Source organism: Streptomyces hygroscopicus (genome assembly GCF_026168105.1).
Taxonomy (GTDB): domain Bacteria; phylum Actinomycetota; class Actinomycetes; order Streptomycetales; family Streptomycetaceae; genus Streptomyces; species Streptomyces hygroscopicus_D.
In genome coordinates, this window is record NZ_LBMW01000013.1 from 137,781 (window position 1) to 155,472 (window position 17,692).

Consider the following 17,692-nt stretch of genomic DNA (forward strand, 5'->3'; position numbering starts at 1 on the left):
ACGAAGAACGGGGTCAGTGCTGTTGCGAAGCTGACACAAAGTCTCCAGGTCACGCCCCCGGCATAGGGTGGACGGCATGACAGACCAGGCTCCTGCGCCGGAATCAGTAATTCCGGGTGAAATCGCGGGTGATCTCCCAGGGAAGCCCACCGCCGCGTCCCGGACCACCCTCAGTCACATCATGACCCACAACGACACCAACCTGCTGGGCACCGTGCACGGCGGTGTGATCATGAAACTCGTCGACGACGCGGCGGGCGCCGTGGCCGGCCGGCACTCCGGCGGCCCGGCCGTCACCGCGTCCATGGACGAGATGGCGTTCCTGGAGCCGGTCAGAGTCGGCGACCTCGTCCATGTGAAGGCCCAGGTCAACTGGACCGGCCGCACATCGATGGAGGTCGGAGTCCGGGTCCTGGCCGAGCGCTGGAACGAGTCGGCACCGGCCACCCAGGTCGGCTCCGCGTACCTCGTCTTCGCCGCGGTCGACGCCGACGGCAAGCCGCGGCCGGTGCCGCCGGTCATACCGGAGACCGAGCGGGACAGGCGCCGCTACCAGGAGGCGCAGATCCGCCGCACCCACCGCCTGGCCCGCCGCCGCGAGATCATGGAACTGCGGGAGAAGAGGGCCGCGGAGGGTTACTCGGACTGAGGGTGTCGCGGGGGCGTGACGGACCCGGGGCGGCTGCATCTGCAGGCCGGCGCCCGGCCGCTACGGGCACACCACCTGGTCCCCGGTCACGACCGGCTGGTGCGGCCCCGCCAGCCCCTGCGGATCCGCCGCTCTCACCCGGCGCACCTCCCTGAAGTCCGTGCCCGCGATGACCTTCAGCTGCTCTCCCTGCCCCGGCGCCGTCCGCAGTTCGCTGCCCGGCAGAGCCGCCGCGAGCGCCTTCGCCGGGCGGTCCCAGCGGGGGTCGTACAGCACGACCGTGCGCCGCACGGTGTGGTCCGGCGCGTTCGCCGGATGGCGGGTCGTGCGGAACCCGGTGGCCGCGAGACCGTCGTCGACGCGCCTGCCGAGCCCTTCCGTGGCCGTCCCGTTCTCGACCTGCACCCGGATCTGCGCCGGGTCGGCGTCCACGCGCACCGCGGCCGGGCCCTTGTCCTTGGGTCGGGGCGGTGCGAGCGGCTTGTCGTCGCGCAGGGTCTCGAACAGCGCCCGCGCCTTCGCGTCGTCCCACTTCACCGTCGAGCCGAGGCCCTTGACCTGGTACTTCAAGTCACCGATCGGAACGGTCGTGAACTCGGACGAGCGCGGTGAGAAGTTCCGCATTCCGCGGCCCAGGTCGAGCAGCTGGTCGGTGCCGAAGCCCTGGTCCGCCCGTACCGAGCCGAGCACGGCTCCCGCCACGTCCCGCACCTTCAGCGGGTTCAGAAGTACCCCCGACGAGGTCGCCCGCTCGATCAGCGCGGCGAGGAACTTCTGCTGCCGCTGCATCCGGCCCAGGTCGGAGGCCCCGTCGACATGCCGGGACCGAACGTACTGCAGCGCCTGGCCGCCACCGAGCTGATGGGTGCCCGCGCTCAGGTCGAGTCCGGTGTACGAGTCCTTCAGGGGCTGCGTGGTGCACACGCGGACACCGCCGAGCACGTCGACCGTCCGCATGAAGCTGACGAAGTCGACCTCCAGATAGTGGTCGATCTTGAGGTGGGTCATGCTCTCGACCGTGCGCACGGTCAGACTCGGGCCGCCCTCCGCGTACGCCGCGTTCAGCCTGATCGGATGGACGCCGTGCTGCTGCCCGGTCGTGTTGTCGGTGTGCGCCGGCACCTCCGCGTACGAGTCGCGCGGCAGGCTGACCACGGTCGCCCGGTCCAGGTCCGCCGAGATGTGCACGATCATGATGGTGTCCGTGCAGTGACAGGGGGCGCCACCCAGGTGGAACGTCCGGCGCTGCGCCTCCGTGATCTTTTCGCGGCCGTCGGTGCCGACCAGCAGGACGTTCATGCCGTGGCCCGCGGCTGGGCGGTTCTTCATGTCCCTGAACGGGTCGACGCGGTCGATGCCCGCGTCGAGGCTGGTCAGCACCGCATGCCCGATACCGGCCGAGGCGAGGACCACCACGGAGACCGTGGTGACCATCCGCCCGGCCCAGCGCGACTTCCGCCGCCGGACGGGGGGCCGCCGGGCGGGGGAGCGACGGGCCGGCTGACGGCGCGCGGGCGGGCGGGACGGCGTGGGCACGGGGGAGACCTCCGTGGGACTGGGCAGGGATGCCAGCACCGTAGGCCGATACGATCTGCGGCCCCCGGCGGCGCCCGGGCGGCGCGCACCGGTGTCCCCCGTTCGCGGTAACGTGAGGCCCCTATGAACGCCAAGCCCGACGCGCAGCTCCCCGCCGTATCCGTGATCATGCCCGTCCTCAACGAGGAGCGGCATCTGCGGGGGGCCGTCCAAGCGATCCTGGCCCAGGAGTACGGCGGTGAGACGGAGGTCGTGATCGCCCTCGGTCCGTCCACGGACCGCACGGACGAGATCGCGGCCGAGCTGGTGCGCGAGGACCCCCGCGTGCACACGGTCCCCAATCCGACCGGGCGCACGCCCGCCGCGCTCAACGCCGCGATCAAGGCATCCCGTCACCCCGTCGTGGTCCGCGTCGACGGTCACGGGATGCTCTCGCCGAACTACATCGCGACCGCCGTACGCCTCCTGGAGGAGACCGGCGCGCAGAACGTCGGCGGCATCATGCACGCCGAGGGCGAGAACGACTGGGAGCACGCGGTCGCCGCCGCCATGACCTCGAAGATCGGCGTCGGGAACGCCGCCTTCCACACGGGCGGCGAGGCCGGTCAGGCGGAGACGGTCTACCTCGGCGTCTTCCGGCGCGAGGCCCTGGAGCAGCAGGGCGGCTACAACGAGGAGTTCATCCGCGCCCAGGACTGGGAGCTCAACTTCCGCATCCGCGAGGCGGGCGGCCTGATCTGGTTCTCGCCGGAGCTGAAGGTGTCGTACCGTCCCCGGCCTTCGGTGCGCGCCCTCGCCAAGCAGTACAAGGACTACGGCCGCTGGCGGCACGTCGTCGCCCGCTACCACGAGGGCTCCATCAACCTTCGCTACCTCGCCCCGCCGACCGCGGTCTGCGCGATCGCGGCGGGCGTCGTGGTGGGCGCCGCGCTCACCCCGTGGGGCTTCCTGATCCCCGGCGGCTATCTTGCGGCGATCGCCCTCGGCTCGGTCCCCGCGGGCAAGGGCCTGCCGCTCGCGGCACGCCTGCGGATTCCCGTCGCCCTCGCGACCATGCACATGTCCTGGGGCTGGGGATTCCTCACCAGCCCGAAGTCACTGGCGAAGAAGGTCATCGCGTCGCGGCGGCCAGCGGTCATCGCCGCGAACTGAGCGCCTGCGCAGAGATATCGGGGCCCTGCCCGGGCGGAGAGGGCCCCGACCCACGCGGTCACCAGGAGTAGTTCGGATCCACCTGCATGCACTGCTTGTCCGCGCCGTTGAGCACGTTCGCGGTCGTCGGGGTCTTGTTGTCCTCCTTGGGCGCCTGGTACGCGCTGTCCGAGCGCCAGTCGGCGCCCACCACGAGGGTGACCCCGGAGACGTCCGTCGACTTCTGCACCGAACCCCCCGGGATGCCCAGGGCCTTGGCGACCCGCTCGGCGTCGCCCTTCAGGTCCGCGCTCGGATAGCGGATCACCGTCGTGTCCTCGGAGAGCACCGTCGAGGAGTCGGCCCTTGCCTCGGTGAAGCCCTTGTCGACGAGGACCTGCGCCATCGCGGACGCCCTTCCCCGCACCGGCGCCTGCGTGGAGGTGCGGGTGCCGTTCTGCACCTGAACCGCGATCTTGTCGTCGCTGTCGGTCGGCGCCGTCGCCGGCGCGGGCGCGGGCTTCTTCTGCGTGTCCTTGCCGTCCAGCGCGATGTCCTCGCGCACCAGACGGAACAGCTTCTCCGCGTCGCCCGGCTTGGGCAGCACGCGCTCTCCGGAGTACACGAACGGCATCGTCGTCATCGTGATGCGGGCGGTTGGCACCTTCTTCAGCTCGGTGCTCAGATCGTAGAGCTTCGCGACCGTGCCGAGCCCGTTGTCGACGGTGAGCGCCGAGGTGGCCGTTTCGGCGAGCTTGCGCAGCTTGTCCGGGTTGCTCAGGGTGGCGTTGGCGCGCAGCTGGCGGACCATCGAGCTCATGTACTGGTGCTGCGCCTTGGTCCGCGCGATGTCGCTGCCGTCCTCGAACCCGTACCGCGTGCGCAGCCACTGCAGGGCCTGCTCGCCCTTGACGGAGGTGGTTCCCGCCTTCAGCTTCAGGCCCGAGCCGTGGCCGGAGGAGGTGTGCGAGTAGATGTTCTTGTCGACGCACACCGGGACGCCGCCGATGGCGTCCGCCATCGACACCACACCCGAGAAGTCGACCATCATGAAGTGGTCGATGTGGATGTCGGTCAGCTTCTCCCAGGTGGCGACCGTGCAGCCGGGGCCTCCGCGGCGCAGTGAGTCGTTCGCCATCGCCAGCGTCGAAGCCGTGTAGACCTGCTGGGTCTTCGGGTCGGTGCACTTGGGTACCGGCAGCAGGGTGTCGCGCGGCATGCTGACCACCGACATGTTGGTTCGGTCCGCCGAGACGTGCACCAGCATCTGCACATCGGCGTTCGGCGGTCCCCCGAAGGTGTCCTTCGCGCCGCCGAGTTTCTGGTTCTCCGCGGAGTCACGCGCGTCCGACCCGATGAGAAGGATGTTCAGCGGGATCTGGCCCGCCGCGTTCGGCTTCGACTCGGCCGCCCGGTCCTTGGCGTCGCCGATGTTGAGGTCGTCCTTCTTCAGGTTGTCGTTCAGGTGCTGGTAGTAGAGATATCCCGCGCCGGCGGTGCCGAGTATGACAACCGCCAGGACCGTCGCCGACCAGCGCAGTACGCGGCGTCTGCGGCCCGGGCGTTCCCCGCCCCCGGCGCCGTGGCCCCCTCTGTCGCCGTCGCCCGGCCCGGCCGACGGACCGTCGTGGCCGTCCTGAACGCCGTCGCCGTTCTTTTCGTACACACTGTCGTCCCAGCCCAGTTCACCGGCCTGCCGGACACGTGGTCGCTCCCCCTTTCCACGCACGTCGCTCTGCACCAAGTACCTGCCCTCCCCACCCTGCGCCCGACGAACGGGTCCGTCCGGCGGTCCGGCGGACGCCTCGTTGCGCCCTGGGACCTTCGCCCTGCGGCGGAACGCGTCCCTCGCGCCCGCCGGATCTGTTGCGCGTCCAGTTGGACGCTCGACGCGCCCGGCGGGATGTACAGCCGCCGGGCGCGGCCTGCGTCCTGTTAGACGCACAACGAACCCGTCAGGTCATCACGTCGAGCACACTTGCTTGTCCGCGGTGGCCTTCTGGAGGTCCGCCGGCGCCTTCGTGGGCGCGGTCAGGGACACTCCGGCCCCCTTGAAGTCCTTGCCGAGGGTCAGCACGATCGCGGGCAGACCCTGGGCGTTCTTCTCGCTCGTGCCCGGCTGCAGGGCCGACGCGGGCAATCCCATGAGGTCCGCCAGCTTGCGTGCCTGATCGGCCTGGTCGGGGGAGTACGCGATGGTCGTCCTGCCGAGGGTCTTGCCCGCGTTGCCGAGTTGGCTGGACTTCTCCACGCCCTGATTGTTCTGCAGCCAGCTGAGAGTTTCCTGTGCGCTGCCGGCCGGGGCGCCGCCGTTGTAGATGTCGACGCGGATGTCGGACGCGGCCGAGCGGGAGCCCTTGAGGCGGGCGGCCACGGCGGCGCTCTCCTGCTTCTGCTTCTGCTTGACCGCGGACAGTGAGACGTCGTCGTTGATCATCTGGAAGAGCTGCTGGGCCGGCTGCTCGTTGAGGACGACCGTCGCCTTGACCCTCTCGGCGGGATTGTCGAGGACCGGAACCGTGGTGAAGGTGATGTTCTTCGGCGGCACCTTCTTCAGCTCGAGGGCGACATCCTTGAGCGTGCTCACGCTGCCGATGCCGGTGTCGACGGTGAGCGCCTTGGTGGCGGCCTCCGCGAGGTCCAGCAGCTTGCCGGGGTCGGTGAGGGTGTCGCTGGAGGTCATCTTGCGGGCCAGCGCGCCCAGGAACTGCTGCTGCACCTTGATCCGGTCCAGGTCGCCCTGGTTGCCGAAACTGTGCCGGGTGCGCACGAAGGCCAGAGCCTGCTCACCCTCGATCACCGACTTGCCCTTGGGTAGCTTGAGGTGCGACTCCTTGTCGTTGACCGGCTTGCCCACGCAGACCTCTACGCCGCCCACCGCGCTCGTCAGCGTCTTCACCGCGTTGAAGTCCGCCATCATGAAGTGGTCCGGGGCGATCCCGGTGACTTCCTTGACCGTGCGCATCGTGCAGCCCGGGTCGCGGCCGTCCTGGCCGAGGCTCGTGTTGAAGCGGACGTTCCGCGTGCCGGGGATGACCTTGGTCGTGCCGTCGGGCTGCTTCGTGGGGCAGTCCGGGATGTTGACGATCAGGTCGCGCGGGATGCTCAGCGCGGTCGCGTTCGACCGGTCCTTGGCCACGTGCAGCAGGATGTCGGTGTCGGCGTGCCCGACGCTGCCGGTGTCGCCGTAACCGGTGTTGCCCTTGCCGGTGCGCTTGTCGGTACCGATGATCAGGATGTTGAAGGCCTCGTTCTTGCTGAAGCCCTTCTTGCCCGCGCTGCCGACGTCCGTCGTCGTGACGTTGCCCTCGAGGTGCTTGATGTAGAGGTAGCCGGCCGCCGTGACCGCGACCAGCACGAACGCCATGCCACCGCCGGTCCACAGCAGGACCTTCTTCGCCTTGCCCTTCCTGGGCTTCGTCCGGCCACGGCGCCGTCCCGGCAGCGGCTCCTCGGGCGTTCCCCGGCGGCGGCGCTGCCCCGGGAGGGTGTCCGAAGCCAATTCCTCCGGAGCGGGTCCCCGCGGAGCGGGCGTTTTGGGCGTGCCCGGTCCCTTGCCGCGGGCGGGAGCCCCCCGCCGCGGTCTCGGCACGGCCGACTGCGCTGCGGAAGGGGCCAGTCGCAGTTCGTATTCGCCGGTGTCCGGGTTGAGTACCCACTGATCTGCGGGGTCGATGTTGTCCGCCCGCCCACGGCCTTGCGCGTCCACGGTTGTCCGATCCTCCGTCGGGGCCACGCGGCGCCTTCCCCCTCGAGGCGCTCGGGTCTGTGCAACCAGTGCGCGACCCAGGACGGACCTGATGGGCGTGGCACCGGATCGCTCACACTATCCGCCCAGTTCAGCGCCAGGCCACGGCGGTGACAAATTCCACTCCCCTACAACTGGGCAATCCGCCCTATTTCTCAGGGAGTTCTTAGCTCGAATGTTCGCCGTCTTGACGGTTGCTTTACCTGCAGAGGTCCTGCGCGGCCGTGTTCCCGTGGAAAGTCGGCGGCGGTTCGGTTGCCCGGGCGGCGCCGCCGGGACTCACGGGCTGCTTTCCCCGGGACTTTCCGTCGCCGTGCGACTCCTCGCCGTAACCGGGAGTCGGTGCCGTGTTGCTCGTTTTTGTCGCCGAATCGTCCGGAACTTCCCTGGTGACCTCGACGGGCTGGTCCAGCCGCAGCCGTTCGAAGAGTTTCTCCGCGGCGGGTTGCACGAGCTGGTCGCGATTGGTGTTGTTCGGGTACGGCGTGCGCGGGACCGTCAGGAACTGCACATGTTCCGTGGGAAGGTTCCGCAATCCGCGCACGAGTTCGTAGAGTCCGCGCAGGCTGGCCAGAGCCGGGTCAGTGATGAGGGACGAAGTGGCGGCGTCCAGCACGGGATACAGCTTCACGGGATTCAGCAGGACGTCATTGCTGCGCACCTTGCTGACCAGTGCGCCGAGAAAGCGCTGCTGGCGCTCCATCCGCTCGGTGTCGCTGCCGTCGCCGAGGCTCTTGCGGGCGCGTACGTAGCCGAGTGCCTCTTCGCCGTTGAGCGTCACCCTGCCCGCGGGCAGCTTCAGCTTGGCGGCCCTGTCGTCGATCGGCTGCTTCAGGCACACCCGGACGCCGTCGAGCGCGTCGACCATCTTCTTGAAGCCGTTGAAGTCGACGACCATGTGGTGGTCGATCCGGATGTTCGTCAGCTTCTCGAGGGTCCGGATCGTGCAGGCCGAGCCGCCGGCCGCGAAGGCGTAGTTGAACATCGTGAACGCGGGCGGGGTGCGGCTGCCGTCGTGCCGGTGGCAGCCGGGCACGTTCGCCATGAGGTCGCGGGGGACGGAGACCGCGGTGGCGCTGCGCCGGTCGGCCGCGAGGTGCAGCAGGATCGTGGTGTCGGAGCGCTCGGTGCCGGAATCGCGCCCGTACTGGCCGTTCCCGTGGCCCGACCGCGAGTCGGACCCGATGATCAGGATGTTCTGCGCGTCGCGCACGAGCGCCGTGGGCCGCTCCTTCTCGTACCGGGCGAGTTCGGAGGCCGCGTCGTTGTCCGCGGTGATGTTTCCGTTCAGCTTCTCGTACGCGGCCCAGCCCGCTCCGGCGGCCCCGCAGACGAGCACGGCGAGTGCGAGCGCGCAGCGGCGCACCCAGCGCCGACGCCGACGAGGCGTCGGCCCGGGGCCGCTGGAGGCGGGGCCGAGGGAGCGCGGGGCGCCTTCGGATGTCACTGCGCGGGTCCACCCCCTTGCGGCGTACGAGCGTGTCTGGCTCTTACGACCATGGCCCGGGGCGGGGGCCGGGGGCGGCTGGTGCTGGTCCGAACGGGGGAATGCGCAGCCCGCACCCCCGGCGGCTTCTCAGCGGGCCGTGGCCGTCACCCGCTCGCTCTCGATCCGCTTGGCCAGCGCGTCCTCGCCCAGCTGCTCCAGATGCCGGCAGAGCACCACCGAGCCCCCCGTGGCCAGCGGTGCGTACAACCCGGCGCTCACCCCCTCCCATGTGTCGTACGGCAGCCCGGACAGCAGCCGTGACCCGGGCCCCGTCAGACCGAGGTCGGGCGCGTCCGCGCGCGCCTGCTCCACCACCTCCGCGCCCGTGTGCTCCGCCCCGGCGACGATCAGCGCCGGCTCCTCCGGGTCGACGGGCGCGTACGGCTGGAAGCGGTCACCCTGGCTCGGCACCTCGACCGCGTAGTCGACGAAGCCGTCCGGTGTCTGCGGGAAGCGGCCGCCGAGGGGGCGCAGGGCGAGGGCGACGCGCTCCCCGGCGCAGGCCCGTGCCGCGTCGAGGGAGTCGGGCCCGCTGACGACGATGTCGGCGGCGCCCGGGTCGCCGCCGAGGTCCGCGACGGCGCCGACGGACGAACACGCGAGCAGCCACACCGCCGTCTGCCAGTGGGCGGGCAGCAGCAGGGCGACCCGGTCGCCGGGCTCGGCCGCGAGGTCGCCCTGGAGGAGGTTGGCCGTCTTGGCCACCCAATTGGCGAAGGTGGCCACGGAGAGTTCGACGCGTTCACCCGTGGCGTCGTCGTAGAAGGTCACCAAGGGGCGCGCGGGGTCCGCGGCGAGCGCGGAACGCAGCAGGTCGGCAGGGGTGCGGTCGGTGGCGTTCACGCGCGCAAGCGTACGCGGGAGCGGCTGTCCGGGCGGACCGGCGGGCGGGTGACGGGCCACCGGTTCGGCCGAGCGCAGCCGACGGTCCGTCAATTCCCCGATGGACATATATGTCTGACTTTGTCCAAGATCAGGGGCATGCGTAAATACCTTGCTTCCTCGATCGGCCTCGCCTGCGCGGCCGTACTGACCCTGCCCTGCGTCTTCCCGGCCGCTGCGGCCGGCCCTGGTGTGCGGGGTCCCTCGTCCGCGGCGGTCCCCGGCAGCACCCAGTCCTTCCCCCTCGTACCCCTCAAGCGCAACCGCACCACCGGGACGGTGTCCGAAGAGGGGCTGACCCCCCGGACCGTACGTTCCTTCTCGCTGGTCGGTGTCGTCTGGGACGACCCGGGCACCGAACTGCACGGCAGCGTCCAGGTCCGTACACGGGCGGCCGGCACGAACCGGTGGTCCGGCTGGCAGGATCTCGAGACCCACCAATCCGGCCACGGCCCCGATCCGGCGACCGCGGAAGGCCGTTCGGAGCGGATGCGCGGCTCGACGGACCCGTTGTGGGTCGGCGACTCGGACGGCGTGGAGGTGCGGGTGCGCCCGGAGGAGGCGCACGCCGGTGAGACCCGTGCGCCCGCGCTCCCCAACGGCCTCCGGGTCGACCTGGTCGACCCGGGTGCCGAGACGCAGGCGGACGCCCCGAGACGGGGCGCGTACACCGGCGCTCTGGAAGGGATGCCGGACGCGGACGCGGGCGGTATCGCGCAGGGTGCGGGAACAGCCGCGTCCGCCGTCGAGGGCGCCCTTGCGTCCCTGGGCGGCCCGGTGATCCCGGCCGTGCCCAAGGAGACGGCGAGGGAGACGTCGGAGACGAGGAGAGAAGAGGCGCTGGGGGCGGGCCCGGGGAGCATGACGCCGTACACCGCCCCGCGCCCGACCATCGTGACGCGCGCCGGCTGGGGCGCCGACGAGAGTTTGCGCGAACCGGATTTCCTCTACACGGACAGCGTGAAGGTGGCCTTCGTGCATCACACGGCGACCGGCAACAGCTATGACTGCGCGGAGGCACCTTCCGTCATCCGTGGTATCTACCGCTACCACGTCGTGAGCAACGGCTGGCGGGACATCGGCTACAACTTCCTCGTCGACAAGTGCGGAAACATCTACGAGGGGCGTGCGGGGGGCGTGGAAAAGCCCGTGATGGGCGCCCATACGCTGGGGTTCAACTCCAACAGCACGGGGGTCGCCGTCATCGGCAGCTTCAGCGGCACCCAGCCGTCGGCCGCTTCCGTGACGGCCCTCGCTCAACTCACCGCATGGAAACTCGGCCTTCACGGCATGGACCCGCGCGGCACGACATACCTGGAGTCCGCCGGTGGCAATCTGTTCCCGAAGGGTGAGAACGTACAACTCAACGTGATCTCCGGTCATCGCGACGGGTACGCCACCGACTGTCCCGGAAAGCAGCTGTACGGCAAACTCGGCTCGGTCCGCTCTTCCGCGGCCCGCTTGCAGGGTCGCTGAGAAGAGGGGCTGCCGCGCGACGTCACTCGAACCAACCCGCATGACGTCGTACGGTGACCGGCATCACACCGACGACGACCGCAGGACGCCGTACGAGTTCATTCGCACGAAGGTGTGCAGGGCCAACCCCACCGGCCGTCGAAGGACACCCCGCTGTCATCGAAGGCACCTCTAACGGTCCTCATAACGCCCTTAGCGGTCCTCATAACACGGTCTGCATAGACTGGCCGACCGATTGACAGTTCGGCCGGTCCCGGCAGGAAGCAGAGACGACAGGTGACAGAAGCGATCCTCCTGGTCGGCGGCAGAGGCACCCGGCTGCGCCCGCTCACGGTGCACACCCCGAAGCCCATGGTCCCGGCGGCCGGGGTGCCCTTCCTCACACACCAGCTCGCGCGGGCGCGTGCGGCGGGAGTGGAGCACATCGTGCTCGCCACCTCCTATCTGGCCGAGGTCTTCGAGCCGTACTTCGGTGACGGCTCGGCCCTCGGCCTGCAACTGGAGTACGTGACGGAGGAAGAGCCCCTCGGTACGGGCGGCGCCATCCGCAATGTGGCGAGCCGCCTCCACTCGGGCCCCGACGACCCGGTTCTGATCTTCAACGGCGACATCCTCACGGGCCTGGACATCCGTGCACTCGTCCGCACCCACGAGTCGACGGGGGCGGATGTCTCCCTCCACCTCACCAAGGTGACGGACCCGAGGGCGTACGGTCTGGTCCCCACGGACGAGACGGGCCGGGTGACGGCGTTCCTGGAGAAGCCGCAGACCCCCGAGGAAATCGTCACCGACCAGATCAACGCCGGGGCGTACGTCTTCCGCCGCTCCGTGATCGACACCATCCCGCTGGGCCGTCCGGTCTCGGTCGAGAGGGAGACCTTCCCGGACCTCCTTGCGGCCGGGGCCCATCTGCAGGGCATGGTCGACTCCACCTACTGGCTGGACCTGGGCACCCCGGCGGCCTTCGTGCGCGGCTCGGCGGACCTGGTCCTGGGGCGCGCTCCCTCCCCGGCGGTGCCCGGCCGCTGCGGCGACCGCCTCATCCTGCCGACGGCATCGGTCGCCACCGATGCGAAGCTGACAGGGGGCACTGTCGTCGGCGACGGCGCGTTCGTCGGCGAGGGTGCCCGGATCTCCGGCAGCACGCTGCTCGCCGGCGCGGTCGTGGAGCCGGGCGCGGTCATCACCGACTCCCTTATCGGTGCCCGCTCCCGCATCGGCGAGCGGTCGATCCTGACGGGCGCGGTCATCGGCGACGGCGCGGTGGTCGGCGCGGACAACGAACTGCGTGCCGGAGTCCGGGTCTGGTGCGATGCACGGATCCCGGCGGGCGCGGTGCGCTTCTCGTCGGACCAGTAGGACCCGGCTCGGACCGGAGACCACTGCGGGCTCGCTCGACCGCATCGCCGGGTGCCCCTCACCGAGGGGCACCCGGCGATGCGGCCGTTGCCGCTGAAGCCGGGCCCGGGCGCGACCGCCTGACTTACAACCGCCCGATGTCCCCGCGCCGCATCCGCGGGGCGCGCCGCGGCGGTGCGCAGCCGCTCAACAGGATCAGTCGTGCCGCCCGGTGCCGCTGCCCCGCGTACGGCTCCAGCAGGGCCAGCATCACGGAGTCGTCCGCGTTCCGGTCCCCGGCCAGCGCGTAGCCCACGATCCCCGGCAGATGCAGATCTCCCACGGTCACCGCGTCCGCCGCCCCATGACTGCGCTGCACGGTCTCCGCGGAGGTCCAGGGTCCGATGCCCGGTACCACCTCGAGCCGCGCCTGCGCCTCCGCGGGCTCCATCCCCACCGCCTGCTCCAGCCGCGCGGCGACCCGCACCGCCCGCAGGATCGTCGACGCCCGCTTGTCGTCGACCCCGGCCAGGTGCCACTCCCACGACGGAATCAGCGCCCACGTCCGCGGGGCCGGCATGACATGCAGCCGCCCCGGCGCGGGCCCCGGCGCCGGCTCCCCGAACTTCCGTACGAGCAGCCGCCACGCCCGGTACGCCTCGTCCGTCGTGACCTTCTGTTCCAGGACCGAAGGAATGAGCGACTCCAGCACCAGTCCCGTCCGCGTCAACCGCAGCCCCTGCCGTCGCCGCTGCGTCAGCGCGACCAGCCGGTGCCGCGGCTCGAACACAGCGGGGTCGTCCAACACGCCCAGCATCTCGGGCAGTTGTTCCAGCAGCCACTCGGCGCCGGGCCCCCAGGCCTCCGCCTCTGCGACCCCGCCCCGCAGCGCGACCCGAAGGGTGCCCGCCCCCATCGGCGTCCGACTGGCGCGCCACACCGACCCGTCCGGCGTCGTCCGGAACGTGGGGTCCGCGGGTCCGCGCCGCAGCGGTCCGAGCACCAGCCCGAGGTCCAGCGGTCCGGGCGGGGTCCAGATGCGCCGCCGTCCCGGCGCCACGGCCTGCCGCGGCACGCCCGTGGGCACGACGACATCCCCACCGCGCAGGGTCGTGGTGGTGGGGCGGGAAGGGAAGCGTCCGGCCACGGATGAGTCCTGAAGATGATGGGGATGTCTTATGGGAGGGGATGTCTTATGAGAGTAGAGGGCGTGGGCGCCGGGGCGGAGACCCCGCGCTTCGCGTCGTGCTCAGCGCACCTCGATGAACGCCTCCGTGTCCCGCCCGGGCCGGGGCCGGGGCTCCTCGGCCGGATGGCCGACGGCCACCGCCCCCATCGGCTCCCAGTTCTCCGGCAGCCCCAGCACCTCGCGGACGACTGCCCGGCAGAACATCGTCGACGACACCCATGCGGAGCCCAGCCGCTCGCCGGCAAGCGCCACGAGGAGGTTCTGCACACCCGCCCCCGTGGCGACCACGAACATCTCCCGCTCCGCCGCGTCCCGCCGTGCGTCGCCGTAGGTGTGGGAGCCGTCCATGACCATGCAGGGGACGACAAGGTACGGCGCGTTGCGCAGCACGTCCCCGCGCCGGACCCGCTTCGCGATCGACTCCTCCGTCCTGCCGTCCCGCCGCAGGTCCGAGATCCAGGCATCCCGCATCGCGTCCAGCAGCTTCGTCCGTGACTCCTCCGATTCCAGGAGCACGAACCGCCAGGGCGTCGTGTGGTGCGGCGCGGGCGCGGTCACGGCGGCGGCCACCGCGCGCCGTACCGCACCGGGGTCGACGGGCTCGTCGGTGAACGCCCGCACCGTGCGCCGCTGGCTCACCGCCTCCCGGATCGCCTCGGAGGTGCCCAGCCGGAACATGTCGTCGCGCGCGCCGCGCACCATGGCTCGCGCCCCCTCGCCGTCGTCCCCGGTCACCACATGGGGCAGCCCGCGTACGACCGCGACGGGCAGTCCGGCGGCCTTGCCCTTTACCAGGTCGCCGGCGGCGGCGAGTTCGTCGGCGGTGGCGACGACGGTCGCGCTCAGCGGACTGCCGTACGTGTCCGTACCGCCGCGCAGGTCGTCGAGGACACGGACGCCCGCGGCGCCGATGGCGACATCGGTCAACCCGGTGCGCCAAGGCCGCCCGAAGGTGTCCGTGACGATCACGGCGACCTCGACGCCGAGCGTGTCCCGCAGCCCTTCCCGGATCGCCCGCGCGGAGGCGTCGGGGTCCTCGGGCAGCAACAGCACCGTCCCCAAGGGGGTGTTGGATGCGTCGACCCCGGCCGCGGCCATGATGAGCCCCTGCCGGTTCTCGACGATCCTCAGCGGTCCGCGCCGGGCCACGACCCGCACGGTTTCCGCGTCTATCGCGGCCTCCCGGTCGTCCGCCCGGATGACACGCCCCTCGGCCTTGGACACGATCTTCGAGGTGACGAGCAGTACGTCCCCGTCGACGAGTCCGGGGTCGCAGGCGGTGATCAGCTTGGCGATGTCGTCTCCGGGACGCACCTCGGGCAGGCCGGGGAGGGCCCAGACCCGGTACCCGGGAGGTGTGCGGTCGTCCGCGCCTTCGTACGCCGTCCGCGCTCCGCCGGACGGAAGCCGGCCACCCGGTCCGCCGCCCGTCCCGTCCGGCTCGGGCGCGCACGCGTGTGCCGCGCCGTGCCCCGTGCCGCCCTCCGGTTCCTCCGGGGGAAATCCGCTCAAGACGCCCGCACCTCCTCCGCCAGCGCCAGCGCCTCCCGGGCCATCCGGACCGTCGCCTCCAGATCCGTCATCATCAGCGGCACGGCGCGGCAGCGGATCCCCGCGGCCTCGACACGCTCCACCACGGCCGCGTCCACCGTGTCGACGAGCCAGCCGTCCAGCAGCCCCGAGCCGTAGTGCTCGGCGACCGCCGCGGCCGTCGACTCCACACCGACCGCCGCGAGCACCTTGTCGGCCATGCCGCGCACGGGTGCGTCACCGACGATGGGGGAGAGCCCCACCACCGGCACCCCGGCGTCCGCGATGGCCTCCCGGATGCCGGGCACGGCGAGGATCGTGCCCACGGACACCACCGGGTTGGACGGCGGGAAGAGCACGACGTCCGCCTCGGCGATGGCCTCCAGGACGCCCGGTGCCGGCTTCGCCTGCTCGGCTCCGACGGGCACGACGGCCTCGGCCGGGACGGAGGCCCGCAGCCGCACCCAGTACTCCTGGAAGTGGATCACCTTGCGCTCGCCGGACCCCCCGGCGGAGCCGGTGTCGGGCAGGGTGACGGCGACATGCGTCTCGACCCGGTCGTCCGACATGGGGATGAGGCGCACGCCCGGCTTCCACCGGTCGCACAGCGCCTCGGTGACCGCGCTGAGCGGATAGCCCGCGCCCAGCATCTGCGTCCGCACGATGTGCGTCGCGAAGTCGCGGTCGCCGAGCCCGAACCAGTCCGGTCCGACGCCGTACGCCGCGAGCTCCTCCTTCAGGTGGAAGGTCTCGTCGGCCCGGCCCCAGCCCTGTTCCTCATTGATGCCGTCGCCGAGCGTGTACATCACCGTGTCGAGGTCCGGGCAGACCTTCAGCCCGAAGAGGTGGATGTCGTCTCCGGTGTTTCCGATGACCGTGATGTCCGCGTCGGGCACGGCCCGCTTCAGACCACGCAGAAACCGGGCACCGCCGATGCCGCCTGCCAGAACCACAATGCGCATGGCAGCCAGTCTTGCAGGCGGGTACGACAGCGTGTGCGCGGGTTGGGGCGGCCCGCCGTTCCCACTTGGGCCGCCGGGTTTCCGTTTGGGGCCGCCACGATTCCGCCGGGGCCGCGACGTTTCCCGCTTCCGTCCGGTGCCCGCTCCGGTGCCGTCGGGCTTCAGGCGGTGACCGTGTCCGCCGTGCCGCGCTCCGCCGCGCAGGCCCGCGCGTGCATGGGCATCTCCGTGAGGCCCGGGAAGTAGACGTGCAGGCTCACCGCCGGCTCCAGCGAGTCGTTCACCACTTCGTGCACATATCCCGGCGCGAACACCCGTTGCGCCCCCGCACCCAATGCGCGGGTGCCGCGCTCCGTGCGCTCGGTCAGTGCGCCGTTCAGGACGGTGAGTACGCCGGACGAGCGCCCGTGGTCGTGCAGCCCGCTGCCCTGCCCGGGCACCCAGGACAGCAGCCAGACCTCGTAACCGGGGCCGGTGAGCAGCCGGTGGTACCAGCGGGACGTCGCGTCGTACCGCACGAGGTCGGCCCATCGGGAGCGGTCGGCGGCGATGGAGCGGGCGAGCCCGGCGAACTCGGCCACCGTGGCCGGGTGCTCGCGCGGCGGCTGGAGCAGGTGCGGTACTTCGAGGATGTCGCCGGCGATCTGGAGGTCGCTGTCGCTGTTCATGGGTGCGGTGGTTCCTCGGCGGGAGAGGGGGCTGGGTGTCGCGTGTCGTCCACCCGGGTCGCGGGCGTGGCGGCGGCCCTGGTGCGGGCGGAGGGAGCAACGGCCGAGTCGCGTGGACTCAGCGGCGGCCGGAGCGCTGGGGGAGGCTCAACAGCCGGAACAGCAACAGCTACAGCGAGCGCGGGCAGCACCGTGGGACCCGGCGGGGCGGGTCGAGGTGAGTGCCGAGTACGCGAGCATGCCCACTAGGACATCGGTTCACACCTTCCCTGTCAACTTGGAGTCCGGGATGCGGGAGGTGTTTCACCTCATCCGGTTCATCTGGCAGATGAAAGGTTTGTTCACGGGGAGTCAGGGACACATGGAGCCCACCACTGGGCCTGCGAACGCCGTTATGATCTCGTGATCCGACTGTGATCCGGTTCGCTTCGACGTTCGTGCCGGAACGGGATCGAACGTCTGGGCGTCCTTGCCTGTGAGGGATGAGGAGCCCGTGGTGACCCCATCTGAGGGTCCGGGTTTATGCCGATTTGAACACTTTCCGCATAGCCTTGGTTCCGCAGAGTGAATAAGGGGCCCAATAGCAGATCTCGGCTTGACTGGCCCGGATCGGCACACTTGTAATTTCACTCGTGTCGTTAAGCCGAAATCGGTTACGGCTACATCACGGGGACGCGAAAGACTGACGAGGGGCGCACATGACCGAGCTGGTGCAGCAACTGCTGGTCGACGACGCGGACGAGGAACTCGGCTGGCAGGAGCGCGCGCTGTGCGCCCAGACCGACCCCGAGTCCTTCTTTCCTGAGAAGGGCGGCTCGACCCGCGAGGCCAAGAAGGTCTGCCTCGCCTGCGAGGTCCGCTCGGAGTGCCTTGAATACGCCCTCGCCAACGACGAGCGGTTCGGCATCTGGGGCGGTCTGTCCGAGCGCGAGCGCCGCCGCCTCAAGAAGGCTGCCGTCTGAGACCCCGAGGCACCGCTGTCCGAAAAGAGTCTTCCAGGACGTCGTCAAGCAGTCGCACGCGTGCGTGGCAGCCGACCTGTCCGGCAGGCCGGGAAAGGCGCACATCCTCACGTAACGAACGGCCCGGTGCGG

General features: G+C 70.8%; 14 protein-coding genes. 5 read left to right on the forward strand and 9 right to left on the reverse strand.

Annotation, left to right across the window (positions count from 1 at the left end):
* Positions 1-76 precede the first annotated feature (76 nt).
* The gene (locus AAW14_RS15650) at positions 77-649 is read left to right on the forward strand and encodes an acyl-CoA thioesterase (protein WP_265564327.1); all 573 of its coding nucleotides are present in this window, start codon (positions 77-79) and stop codon (positions 647-649) included.
* A 60-nt stretch (positions 650-709) separates the two neighbouring features.
* On the opposite strand, the gene AAW14_RS15655 is transcribed toward AAW14_RS15650, so the two are convergent.
* Positions 710-2,083 (reverse strand): LCP family protein, encoded by a 1,374-nt coding sequence (locus tag AAW14_RS15655; protein WP_265564386.1) that lies wholly within the window; start codon positions 2,081-2,083, stop codon positions 710-712.
* A 225-nt stretch (positions 2,084-2,308) separates the two neighbouring features.
* On the opposite strand from AAW14_RS15655, the gene AAW14_RS15660 reads away from it, so the two are divergent.
* Complete coding sequence (locus AAW14_RS15660; RefSeq protein ID WP_265564329.1) at positions 2,309-3,337, forward strand: glycosyltransferase family 2 protein; 1,029 nt, start codon at positions 2,309-2,311, stop codon at positions 3,335-3,337.
* A 58-nt stretch (positions 3,338-3,395) separates the two neighbouring features.
* Here the strand turns inward: AAW14_RS15660 and AAW14_RS15665 are convergent, their stop codons facing one another.
* The 4 genes from AAW14_RS15665 to AAW14_RS15680 all read right to left on the reverse strand — a co-directional run bounded on the left by AAW14_RS15665 (position 3,396) and on the right by AAW14_RS15680 (position 9,396).
* On the reverse strand, positions 3,396-5,060 hold the full coding sequence (locus AAW14_RS15665) for an LCP family protein (RefSeq protein WP_265564332.1): 1,665 nt from the start codon (positions 5,058-5,060) through the stop codon (positions 3,396-3,398).
* A gap of 219 nt (positions 5,061-5,279) precedes the next feature.
* Positions 5,280-7,025: an LCP family protein gene (locus AAW14_RS15670; RefSeq protein ID WP_265564334.1), complete on the reverse strand. Its 1,746-nt coding sequence runs from the start codon at positions 7,023-7,025 to the stop codon at positions 5,280-5,282.
* Positions 7,026-7,263: 238 nt separating this feature from the next.
* Positions 7,264-8,511 (reverse strand): LCP family protein, encoded by a 1,248-nt coding sequence (locus tag AAW14_RS15675; protein ID WP_265564336.1) that lies wholly within the window; start codon positions 8,509-8,511, stop codon positions 7,264-7,266.
* Positions 8,512-8,640: 129 nt separating this feature from the next.
* Entirely contained in the window at positions 8,641-9,396 is a 756-nt protein-coding gene (locus AAW14_RS15680) for a TIGR03089 family protein (protein WP_265564338.1), read from the reverse strand.
* A 138-nt stretch (positions 9,397-9,534) separates the two neighbouring features.
* On the opposite strand from AAW14_RS15680, the gene AAW14_RS15685 reads away from it, so the two are divergent.
* Both AAW14_RS15685 and AAW14_RS15690 read left to right on the forward strand, forming a co-directional pair.
* Complete coding sequence (locus AAW14_RS15685) at positions 9,535-10,911, forward strand: peptidoglycan recognition protein (protein WP_265564340.1); 1,377 nt, start codon at positions 9,535-9,537, stop codon at positions 10,909-10,911.
* Positions 10,912-11,187: 276 nt separating this feature from the next.
* Positions 11,188-12,270 (forward strand): nucleotidyltransferase family protein, encoded by a 1,083-nt coding sequence (locus AAW14_RS15690; RefSeq protein ID WP_265564342.1) that lies wholly within the window; start codon positions 11,188-11,190, stop codon positions 12,268-12,270.
* A 124-nt stretch (positions 12,271-12,394) separates the two neighbouring features.
* Here the strand turns inward: AAW14_RS15690 and AAW14_RS15695 are convergent, their stop codons facing one another.
* The 4 genes from AAW14_RS15695 to AAW14_RS15710 form a co-directional block, all read right to left on the reverse strand.
* Positions 12,395-13,396, reverse strand: a complete 1,002-nt coding sequence (locus AAW14_RS15695; RefSeq protein WP_265564344.1) for a DNA-3-methyladenine glycosylase family protein — start codon at positions 13,394-13,396, stop codon at positions 12,395-12,397.
* Positions 13,397-13,498: 102 nt separating this feature from the next.
* Complete coding sequence (locus AAW14_RS15700) at positions 13,499-14,950, reverse strand: coenzyme F420-0:L-glutamate ligase (protein WP_416223305.1); 1,452 nt, start codon at positions 14,948-14,950, stop codon at positions 13,499-13,501.
* On the reverse strand, positions 14,947-15,930 hold the full coding sequence (gene cofD / locus AAW14_RS15705) for a 2-phospho-L-lactate transferase (protein WP_265564346.1): 984 nt from the start codon (positions 15,928-15,930) through the stop codon (positions 14,947-14,949). The genes AAW14_RS15700 and cofD overlap by 4 nt, the downstream gene beginning before the upstream one ends.
* Before the next feature lie 161 nt (positions 15,931-16,091).
* Complete coding sequence (locus AAW14_RS15710; RefSeq protein WP_265564348.1) at positions 16,092-16,598, reverse strand: cysteine dioxygenase; 507 nt, start codon at positions 16,596-16,598, stop codon at positions 16,092-16,094.
* A 698-nt stretch (positions 16,599-17,296) separates the two neighbouring features.
* On the opposite strand from AAW14_RS15710, the gene AAW14_RS15715 reads away from it, so the two are divergent.
* Complete coding sequence (locus AAW14_RS15715; RefSeq protein ID WP_003975777.1) at positions 17,297-17,560, forward strand: WhiB family transcriptional regulator; 264 nt, start codon at positions 17,297-17,299, stop codon at positions 17,558-17,560.
* The last annotated feature ends 132 nt before the right edge of the window (positions 17,561-17,692 follow it).

Excerpts from the sequence above, each read along its gene's own strand:
- AAW14_RS15655 (WP_265564386.1), bottom strand. The coding sequence starts at position 2,083 with ATGGTCACCACGGTCTCCGTGGTGGTCCTCGCCTCGGCCGGTATCGGG.
- AAW14_RS15660 (WP_265564329.1), top strand. The coding sequence starts at position 2,309 with ATGAACGCCAAGCCCGACGCGCAGCTCCCCGCCGTATCCGTGATCATG.
- AAW14_RS15650 (WP_265564327.1), top strand. The coding sequence starts at position 77 with ATGACAGACCAGGCTCCTGCGCCGGAATCAGTAATTCCGGGTGAAATC.
- AAW14_RS15710 (WP_265564348.1), bottom strand. The coding sequence starts at position 16,598 with ATGAACAGCGACAGCGACCTCCAGATCGCCGGCGACATCCTCGAAGTA.
- cofD (WP_265564346.1), bottom strand. The coding sequence starts at position 15,930 with ATGCGCATTGTGGTTCTGGCAGGCGGCATCGGCGGTGCCCGGTTTCTG.
- AAW14_RS15715 (WP_003975777.1), top strand. The coding sequence starts at position 17,297 with ATGACCGAGCTGGTGCAGCAACTGCTGGTCGACGACGCGGACGAGGAA.
- AAW14_RS15685 (WP_265564340.1), top strand. The coding sequence starts at position 9,535 with ATGCGTAAATACCTTGCTTCCTCGATCGGCCTCGCCTGCGCGGCCGTA.